Genomic DNA, 9351 nt, shown 5'->3' on the forward strand with positions numbered 1-9351 from the left:
GCGGGTAGATGTTGACCCCGCCCGAGATGATGGTGAACTTGGCGCGGTCGGTGAGGTAGAGGAAGCCCTCGTCGTCGACGTGTCCGATGTCGCCGAGGGTGGTCCACTCGGGGTGGTCGGGGTGCCGCGTCTCGGCGGTCTTCTCGGGATCGTTGTGGTATTCGAAGGCGTAGTCGTGCCGTTCGAAGTAGATCCAGCCGGTCTCCCCGGCAGGCAGTTCGCCGCCCAGTTCGTCGCAGACGTGGAGGATGGCGGGGGACCCCTTGCCCACGCGGCCGACGCTGCCGGGCTTACGCCGCCACTCCTCGGGGGCGATCGTGGTGGTGCCGTTTGACTCGGTGGAGGAGTAGTACTCGTAGACCACCGGGCCCCACCAGTCCAGCATGGCCTCCTTGACCTCGATCGGGCACGGGGCCGCGGCATGGATGGCCACCTCGAGTGACGAGACATCGTAGGCCTCGCGCACTTCCTCGGGGAGGCGGAGCATGCGGATGAAGTGGGTGGGCACCCACTGGCTGTGGGTGACGCCGTACTTCTCGATGGCGGCCAGGCAGTTCTCGGGGTCGAAGCGGTCCATGAGGATTACGGTGCCGCCGTGTGCCTGGGTTCCGGTGGCGTAGCGCAGCGGGGCCGCGTGGTAGACGGGCGCTGGCGAGAGGTACACCGTGTCCGGGTTGAAGTCGTAGTTGATCTTCATCCGGGCGATGACGTTGGGGCCGGGCTCGTCGCCCACCTGTGCGCCGTCGAGGGCCGGCTTGATGCCCTTGGGGCGTCCGGTCGTGCCCGAGGAGTAGAGCATGTCCGCGCCGCGCGGTTGATCTGCCGGCGGGGTGCTGGGCATGCTTCCCACGGCCGCCTCGTAGTCGAGGTGGCCGGGGATCTCGCCGCCGAAGGCCAGCCGGTGCTCCACGTGGGGCGACTGTTCGACGATCGCCTCGCCGAGCTCGGCCAGTGGTGCGGACACCACGAGGACCCGGGCGCCGCTGTCGCCGACGATGTAGGCGACCTCGTCGGTGGCCAGGTGGGTGTTGACCATCGTGAAGTACAGGCCGCAACGCATCGCGCCCCAGTAGAGCTCAAACACGGTGGCGTCGTTGACCGAGAGCGCGGCGATGTGATCGCCCGGCTTGAGCCCCTGTGCCAGGAGCCAGTTAACGAATCGGGCCGATCGTTCCTCGAGCTGGGCGTAGGTCATCACCCGACCGGTGGCGTCCTCGATGACTGCGGGCTTGTCCGGAGTGGACGCGGCCCATTTTCCTGGATACATAGATGTCCTCCTGTGGTGTCCGCGCGGAGCGTCAGAGCCCGAGGCTCTTGGCGATGATGGTCTTCATGACCTCGCTGGTTCCGCCGTAGATCCGGGAGACGCGGGTGTCCGTGTAGAGGCGGGCGATGGGGTACTCGGTGATGTAGCCGTACCCGCCGTGCAGCTGCAGGCACCGGTCGATTACACGCGCGGCCATCTCGGTGGCGTGGAGCTTGGCCTTGGCGGCGTCCGCCACGGTGAGCTCGCCCCGGTCGAGCAACTCCAGGCAGTGATCCACGTAGACGCGGGCCACCTCGACCTCGGTTGCGCACTCCGCCAGCACGAACTTGGTGTTCTGGAAGCTCGAGACGGGTTTGCCGAAGACGTTGCGTTCACGCGTGTAGTCGGTGGCCAGCCGCAGCGCGGCCTCGGACTGGGAGACCGCGTTGAGCGCGATGCTCAGGCGTTCCTGCGGGAGGTTGTGGGTGAGGTAGGAGAACGCCGCGTCCTTCTCGCCGAGGAGGTTCTCGACCGGCACCTTGACGTCGTTGTACGACAGCTCCGCGGTGTCCTGCTGGCGCAGACCGATCTTGTCGAGCTTGCGGCCCACGGCGAAGCCCTCGGAGTCGGTGGGGACGCAGAGGATGGACAGGCCGTGACGGCGGTAGTCCGGGTCGAACGGTGAGGTACGGCAGACCGTGAGGATCATGTCCGCGGTCACGCCGCCGGTGATGAACGTCTTGGAACCGTTGACGACGTAGTGGGTGCCGTCGGCACTGAGCTTGGCGGTGGTGGAGATGTTCGCCAGGTCCGACCCGGTACCGGGCTCGGTCATGGCGATAGCGGTCATCAGCTCGCCGGAGGCGAAGGCCGGCAGCCACCGCTGCAGCTGCTCGGGCGTCCCGTACTCCATGAGGTACGGCAGGATCAGGCAGCAGTGCACGGTGTACGAGCCGAAGGACACTCCCGCTCGGGCGACCTCCTCGAACACGATCGCGCTGTACTTGAAGCTCGTCTCGCCGCCGCCCCCGAACTCCTCGGGGACCTGGACGCCTAGGATCCCGAGCTCGCCGAGCTTGTGGAAGAACTCGCGCGGGGGCCTGCCGAGCTCGTCCCACTCCTCGCGGTGGGGGGCGACCTCCTTGGCGATGAAGTCACGCACCAACTGGCGGAACTCGTCCTGCTCTCGGGTGAAGATCGTCCGCTGCATGTGTACTCCTGAGGTTCGTGTTGCTGGTGTCTGGTGGTGTCTGGCCGTGGCGTGTGGCGATGACCCGGTCACTCCGCGGCGGAGGAATTGGGCAGCCAGAGGGCGATGTCGGGGAAGAAGATCAGGGCGAGGAGGATCACGGCGCTGGTGGCCACGAACCAGGCCACTCCCTTGAACACGTCGGACAGTCGCACGGTCACCCCCAGGTTGACCTCGGGGTTCGACGCGATCCGGTGAACGATGTAACTGAGCATGCCGATCGGAGGGGTGACCAGCGCGAGCTCGACGAGGATCACCATGAACACGCCGAACCACAGGAGGCTGATGTCGTAGGTGTCGAGCACCGGCATGAGGATCGGGACCGTGAGCAGGATCATCGCCAGGCCGTCCATGAACATGCCCAGGATGAGGAACACGAAGATCAGTCCGACGAGGAACAGGGTCCGGCTCAGTCCCAGCGAGGTGATCGTGTCGGTGAGCCAGTTGGCGACCCCGGACAAGGCCACCACGCGGGTGAGCACGTGCACGCCCATGAGGAGCAGGAAGATCGAGGCGACGCCGGCCGCGGTCTCGCGGAGCGAGGTCAGCACCGTCCGCACGAGGTGTCCGACGGAACGGTCGTCACCGAACAGCCAACCCAGCAGGATTGCCGCGATCGCACCGAAGGCCCCGGCCTCGGTGGGCGTGAAGATTCCGGTGTACATGCCACCGATGATGAGGATGAGGATCAACGCGACCGGGGTGATGTCCCCGAGGGACCGGATCCGCTGGCCCCAGGTGTAGTGGGTGGTCGACCGGGGCGCGAGGGTCGGGTCGATGGTGCACCTGACGACGATGAGGGTCGCGTACGCCATCGCCGTGATCAGTCCCGGGATGAGCGCGGCGAGCAACTGCGGGCCGACGGGCGTCTCGGCGACACCGGCGTAGATCACCAGCACCACACTCGGCGGGATGAGCATTCCCAAGGTGCCGGACATGGCGACCACGCCGGTCGCCAGGGACGGCTTGTATCCGGCACGGAGCATCTCGGGGATGGTCGTGCGGCCCAGGGCGTAGGAGATCGCGATCGAGCTACCGCTCGAGGCCGCCAGTCCGGCGCCGGCGAAGTTGGTCGAGACCGCCAGTCCACCGGGCAGCCGGCCGAGCCAGGCCTGGGCCGAGGTGAACAGTTTTCCGGTCAGGTTGAACCGGCCCATCGCCACGCCCATGAGGATGAACAGCGGGATGACGGACAGGCTCCAGCTGGCGGCGGAGGTGAAGGGGACGTCCTCGAACGTGACTGCGACGGCGCTTGTGCCCGCTAGCTTCCACAGGCCGACCGCACCGGCGCCCATGATCGCGATCCCCACGTGGATACCGGCGACCATGGCGACGATCGACAGCACGATCGTCAGGAGGCCGACCATGAGGTCTGGCAGGTTCGGTGTGAACAGGATGACCGCGGCGATGATCAGCGAGAAGCCGAAGTTGCCCCAGTAGGCCCGGATGAGGTTGCGGTTCGGTTCCGGGGCGCCGAGGTCGTCGTCCGGTTCTAGGCCGGTGTAGTCGGTGGCGAGGGTGGTGTCAGACATGGGACTTCCTCGGACGGTCGTTGGTCAACAGGCTGATGATCGACACCAGGAGCTGGAGGGCGAACAGGGCGAATCCGATTGCGAGGACGATCTTGACCGGCCAGATCGGGATGGTGATCGCCCCGAGGGCGACCTGCTGGACCTCGACGGCGAAGACCGCCGCGGTGATCGAGTAGTAGGTCAGTGCACAGACGAACAGGAACATCAGACCCTTGACGACCAGGTCCGACCACCAACGCGAGACGGGGTCGAGGTACTGGGTGAGGATGGTGGCGTTGATGTGCTCGCCGATCTGCTCCGCGTACCCCATAGCGAGCATCACGATGAGGACCATCGACCAGTTTTGGGTGATTTCGAGCGTGCCGGACAGGGGGGCGCCCGTCAGGTTGCGGGAGCTGACGTCCGCGGCGATGTGCAGCGCCAGGACCAAGGTGGCGATCCCCGCGATCACGGCACACGCGTACAGCACCCGGGAGAGGGCCCGCTGTCCCGGAACGAGTCGCTCCGCAACGGTGGTGGTGGTGTCCATCATGTTCTCCAACCGGTCTGAGGGGGTCACGGTGCGGTGCGGTCGAAGATCTCCGACCGAACCGTCTGCATGTAGGGGTCCAGGTCGATCTCCACGGTTTCGGGATCGTCCGGGATCTCGGCGAGGGCCGGGTCGTCGTATCCCATGTCCTCCAGCCGGGTCTTCCAGTCGGCCATGATCTGGCGGTACCGCTCGACAGTTCCCTCGGGATCCTCTAGGCCCTCTGGTGCGCGGTCCGGCAGGGAACGCAGCGACTCCTCCTGGTAGGCCTCGAGGGTGTCCTGGAGTCCGGGGGCGACGTCGTAGAAGTTCACGCCCATGTCCGCGCCCTCGGCCAGCAGGCGCTGTTGAAGGATGATCCCCTCCTCGCGGAGGTAGCCCTCGAACCACGTCTCCCGGGCCTCGTCGATGACCTGACGGGCGTCCTCGGGGAGCTTGTCCCAGACGTTCTTGTTCATGATCACGTACTGCGTGTAGCTCGAGAACGGGATGTCGACGTAGTGTTTTGCGACCTCCCACAGGCCGAGGGCGATCATGATCTTGCCGTTAGCCAGGGAGCAGTCGATCACCCCGCGCTGCAGGCCCTCGTAGATCTCGCCGGTCGGAAGGGTCACCGGGACCATTCCGAGCGCTTCGATCTCGCCGTAGTTGAAGGCGCCGCCGCTGCGAACCCGCTTGCCGCGGGCCTCCTCGAGGCTGTTGACGGGCTCTTTGCACACGAGGTGGTAGTTGGTCGACGGGGTCCAGGTGAACAGCAGCTTGATGTCCTGGTCCGAGAACTGCTTCTCGATCAGCGGATTGGTGAGCGCGAACTCGCTGCCGCCGGCGAAGGCCTGCATCATGCCGAGCGGGTACTCCGGCTCGACGACGCTGGCCATCTGGGAGGTCCAGTCGGTCATGGGGAACTCTGACGGGTAGTAACTCGGGGTGAACATGCCCATGTCCACGATCCCGCCGCGGACCCCCTGCGCCATGTCGGCGCCCTTGACCAGGCTGCCGCCCCAGTACTCGTCGAAGGTGATCTTCCCGCCGGTCTCTTCCTCGACCTGCGCGGCGAAGTCGCGGAAGGGGCCAGCCGAGGAGACGGTCGTGTAGTCGCCGTAGCGCAGTGTGATCGGCTCCATCGTCTCGATGCTGTCGCCGGTGATGCGGTGGCCGCCGGCGCAGCCCGTGGCGACGAGCGATCCGATCATCGTCAGGGCGAGCGCTGCGCGTCGGGCCACGCGGCTTCGGGTGCTGGTGGGCATCGGGGATCCTTCTGGTTCCGGGCCGGGCGCTCGAAGGGGCGTCCGGGGTCCTGATGGATGGCCTGAGGGGGCGGGTCGAACTGGTCGATCAGCTGCGAAAGCGATGTAATCCACGTCACGTTTCGAACGTTCGTTAAGTTAATCGGGCGTTGACGTCTTGTCAAGACAATCATTGTCATGGATTGCGCATTGCGGCACGCAGCACGCAGCACCAGGCACTCAGATGCCCAGGCGGATGGTCGTGGTGGGCGCGGCGTGTGGCGCGCCCACGCGGGATGAGCGCCGACAGCAGTCACAATCGGGACATGACGACATCCGGAGGGCCCGCGGCGACTGCCCGCAGAGGATTGCGGACCGTCCGAATGGTACTCGTGCGGTCCGTGGGGGAGTTCCTGCGCGACCGCGGCCCCGATCTCGCGGGCTCGCTCACCTTCTACGGCGTGCTCTCGCTCTTCCCGGCGATCCTGGTGGTGATCTCGCTGCTCGGCGTGTTCGGCCAGGGGAACCGGACCGTCGACGCCGTCATGGACATGCTCTCCGACGTCGCGCCGCCCGACGTGCTCGACCCGGTCCGCGGGCCGATCGAGGCGTTGGTGACCACGCCGGCCGCCGGGACAGCACTCCTCGTGGGCACGGTCGTGGCGCTGTGGTCGGCCTCACGCTATGTGTGGGCGCTGGGCCGCGCGATGAACGCCGTGTACGGGGTCGAGGAGGGGCGGCCCATCTGGCGGCTGATGCCCGCCGGGGCGCTGCTTACGGCATTGCTCATCGCGTTGGTGGTCGTCGGCGGTCTGGCCCTGGTGTTCACCGGCCCCGTCGCAGAGACGGTCGGCGGGTGGATCGGCCTCGGTGACACCGCACTGGCCGTATGGGAGATCGCCAAGTGGCCGGCCGGGATGGTGTCGGCGGTTCTCGCGCTGGCGATCCTCTACCGGTTCGCCCCCAATGTGTCGGGACGCAGGTTCAGCTGGGTGTCCCTCGGAGCGGCGGCGGCGCTGGTGATCATCGGCGTGGCCACCGCCGGATTCAACTTCTTCGTCTCCAGGTTCGGAAACTTCAACGAGGTGTACGGATCTCTCGCGGGGGTGATCGTCTTCCTGCTGTGGCTGTGGTTGGTGAACATGGCGGTGGTCTACGGCGTCCGGCTGGATGCGGAGGTGCTGCGTGTGCGGCAGTTGCGCGCGGGGATCTCCGCGGAGGAGGCGGTACTGGTGACCCCGCGGGTGACGGCCGCGAGCGAGCGCCAGGCCCGGCGACGGGAGGAGATGCTCGCCGCCTATCGGGAGCTGCTCCGCGTGCCCGACGACCACACACTCGATGACCGCGCACTCGGCTCCTCGGACCACTCGGCAGCGGGCATCACCGGGGAGGCGGCCGAGGCGGATCGTTCGCGGCGGTAGGGTTGGGTGCATGCGCCTCGTCGTCACCGGTGGAGCCGGGTTCATCGGCGCCAACTTCATCCGCACCGTGGTCCGTGAGCACCCCGATGCCCACGTCACGGTGCTGGATTCCATGACGTACGCCGCGAACCGCGCCAACCTGGACGGACTGCCCGACGAGCGGGTGGAGTTGGTCGAGGCGGACTGCGCGGACCCGGCGGTCACCGACCGGCTGGTCTCCGAGCTGACGGGGCCGGACGACGCCGTGGTGCACTTCGCCGCGGAGAGCCACAACGACAATTCGCTGGCCACCCCGTGGCCCTTCCTGCACTCCAACATCGTCGGCACCTACGCCGTGCTCGAGGCGTGTCGGCGGCATGACGTGCGCCTGCACCACGTGTCGACGGACGAGGTCTACGGGGACCTGCAGCTCGACGATCCGGCCAAGTTCACCCCGGCAACCGCGTACAACCCGTCGAGCCCCTACTCGGCCACCAAGGCCGGCGCGGACATGCTCGTGCGGGCGTGGGTCCGCAGCTTCGGCGTGCGCGCCACCATCAGCAACTGCTCCAATAATTACGGCCCGTATCAGCACGTCGAGAAGTTCATCCCGCGGCAGATCACCAATATCCTCACCGGCCAGCGACCCCGTCTCTACGGCAGTGGCGCGAACGTGCGGGACTGGATCCACGTCGACGACCACAACTCCGCCGTCCTGCGCATCCTGTCTGACGGCGAGCCCGGCCGCACCTACCTCATCGGAGCGGACGGCGAGCACTCCAACCTGCAGGTGATGCAGATGATCTGCGAGCTCATGGGGGTCACCGGCGACGACAACGGCGGAGCCGCAGGAGATCCCGGTTTTGATCACGTCACCGACCGCCCGGGCCACGACCTGCGTTACGCCATCGACGCCACCGCCACCCGGGAGGAACTGGGCTGGGAGCCGCGGCACACCGACCTGCGCGAGGGGTTGCGCCAGACCATCGAGTGGTACCGCGACAACCGCGACTGGTGGGAGCCGGTCAAGGAACGCGTCGAGGCGAAGTATGCGCAGACGGAGAAGGTGCTGTGAAGGGCATCGTGCTGGCCGGCGGCAGCGGCACCCGGTTGAGCCCGCTCACCCTGGCGACGAGCAAGCAGTTGATGCCGGTGTACGACAAGCCGATGATCTACTACCCGCTGTCGACGCTCATGCTGGCGGGGATCCGGGACATCCTCATCATCACGACCCCCGCGGATGCGCCGCAGTTCCGCCGGCTGCTGGGCGACGGCAGCCAGTTCGGCATCACGCTCAGCTACATCGAGCAGTCCACGCCCGAGGGGCTGGCGCAGGCATTTGTGCTGGGTGCCGAGCACATCGGCGACGAGTCGGTGGCGTTGATCCTGGGCGACAACATTTTCTACGGACCGGGCATGGGCACGCAGCTGCGGCGCTTCGTCGAGCCCGAGGGTGGCGCCGTGTTCGCCTACCGCGTCTCCAATCCGAGCGAGTACGGGGTGATCGACTTCGACGCCGACGGCCGCGCGATCAGCCTGGAGGAGAAGCCAGAGGACCCGTCCTCCGATTTCGCCGTCCCCGGCCTCTACTTCTATAGCGCCGACGTGGTGGACGTAGCGCGCGGGCTCGGCAGGTCCGCGCGCGGCGAGTACGAAATCACCGACATCAACCGGCACTACCTGCGCGAGGGCCGACTGCAGGTGGAGGTGCTGCCACGGGGCACGGCGTGGCTGGACACGGGTACGCACGACTCCCTACTCGACGCGGGCAACTACGTCCGCACGATCGAGGACCGGCAGGGCCTGAAGATCGGCTGCCCGGAGGAGGTGGCATGGCGGATGGGATATATCGACGACGACGAGCTCACGGTCCACGCCCACGACCTGCGCAAATCGGGGTACGGCCTGTACCTTCTGGACATTCTGCGCCGCGAGAAGGGGCGCAGCCTGTGACCGCCGGCCGGTGGCCGCGGATCCTCGCGACGGGCGGTCGCGGACAGCTCGGGCACTACCTGGACAGGCAATCGAGGCGTCAGCTCGGCGGTGGCGCGGTCGCGGTGGGTCGCGACGAGCTCGACCTCACCGCCCCGGCCTCGATCGCCTCCGCCCTGGACCGTCACGCACCGGAGGTCGTGATCAACGCGGCCGCGTACACCGACGTCGATGGCG

9 protein-coding genes are annotated in these 9351 nt (G+C 67.1%); 4 read left to right on the forward strand and 5 right to left on the reverse strand.

Features of this window, described 5'->3' with window-relative positions:
- The 5 genes from G6023_RS03510 to G6023_RS03530 all read right to left on the reverse strand — a co-directional run.
- The coding region (locus G6023_RS03510; RefSeq protein ID WP_182634094.1) for an AMP-binding protein at positions 1-1267 on the reverse strand (1267 nt) is incomplete at its 3' end.
- 31 nt (positions 1268-1298) lie between these two features.
- The gene (locus G6023_RS03515) at positions 1299-2456 is read right to left on the reverse strand and encodes an acyl-CoA dehydrogenase family protein (RefSeq protein ID WP_182634095.1); all 1158 of its coding nucleotides are present in this window, start codon (positions 2454-2456) and stop codon (positions 1299-1301) included.
- A 68-nt stretch (positions 2457-2524) separates the two neighbouring features.
- Positions 2525-4027 (reverse strand): TRAP transporter large permease, encoded by a 1503-nt coding sequence (locus tag G6023_RS03520; RefSeq protein WP_120284230.1) that lies wholly within the window; start codon positions 4025-4027, stop codon positions 2525-2527.
- Complete coding sequence (locus G6023_RS03525; protein WP_120284228.1) at positions 4020-4586, reverse strand: TRAP transporter small permease subunit; 567 nt, start codon at positions 4584-4586, stop codon at positions 4020-4022. The genes G6023_RS03520 and G6023_RS03525 overlap by 8 nt, the downstream gene beginning before the upstream one ends.
- Positions 4583-5803, reverse strand: a complete 1221-nt coding sequence (locus G6023_RS03530) for a C4-dicarboxylate TRAP transporter substrate-binding protein (protein ID WP_182634096.1) — start codon at positions 5801-5803, stop codon at positions 4583-4585. Before G6023_RS03530 ends, G6023_RS03525 begins: the two co-directional genes overlap by 4 nt.
- A gap of 362 nt (positions 5804-6165) precedes the next feature.
- On the opposite strand from G6023_RS03530, the gene G6023_RS03535 reads away from it, so the two are divergent.
- The 4 genes from G6023_RS03535 to G6023_RS03550 all read left to right on the forward strand — a co-directional run.
- On the forward strand, positions 6166-7203 hold the full coding sequence (locus G6023_RS03535; RefSeq protein WP_241727655.1) for a YihY/virulence factor BrkB family protein: 1038 nt from the start codon (positions 6166-6168) through the stop codon (positions 7201-7203).
- 10 nt (positions 7204-7213) lie between these two features.
- Positions 7214-8257, forward strand: a complete 1044-nt coding sequence (gene rfbB, locus G6023_RS03540; protein ID WP_182634097.1) for a dTDP-glucose 4,6-dehydratase — start codon at positions 7214-7216, stop codon at positions 8255-8257.
- Positions 8254-9135, forward strand: coding sequence for a glucose-1-phosphate thymidylyltransferase RfbA (gene rfbA, locus G6023_RS03545; RefSeq protein WP_182634098.1), 882 nt, complete (start codon positions 8254-8256; stop codon positions 9133-9135). The genes rfbB and rfbA overlap by 4 nt, the downstream gene beginning before the upstream one ends.
- The coding region (locus G6023_RS03550) for a sugar nucleotide-binding protein (RefSeq protein WP_182634099.1) at positions 9132-9351 on the forward strand (220 nt) is incomplete at its 3' end. The genes rfbA and G6023_RS03550, both read left to right, overlap by 4 nt.

The organism is Dietzia sp. DQ11-71 (assembly GCF_014144995.1).
Taxonomy (GTDB): domain Bacteria; phylum Actinomycetota; class Actinomycetes; order Mycobacteriales; family Mycobacteriaceae; genus Dietzia; species Dietzia kunjamensis.

Coding starts and splice junctions, on each gene's coding strand:
- rfbB (WP_182634097.1), top strand. CDS start 7,214: ATGCGCCTCGTCGTCACCGGTGGAGCCGGGTTCATCGGCGCCAACTTC.
- G6023_RS03515 (WP_182634095.1), bottom strand. CDS start 2,456: ATGCAGCGGACGATCTTCACCCGAGAGCAGGACGAGTTCCGCCAGTTG.
- G6023_RS03530 (WP_182634096.1), bottom strand. CDS start 5,803: ATGCCCACCAGCACCCGAAGCCGCGTGGCCCGACGCGCAGCGCTCGCC.
- G6023_RS03520 (WP_120284230.1), bottom strand. CDS start 4,027: ATGTCTGACACCACCCTCGCCACCGACTACACCGGCCTAGAACCGGAC.
- G6023_RS03535 (WP_241727655.1), top strand. CDS start 6,166: ATGGTACTCGTGCGGTCCGTGGGGGAGTTCCTGCGCGACCGCGGCCCC.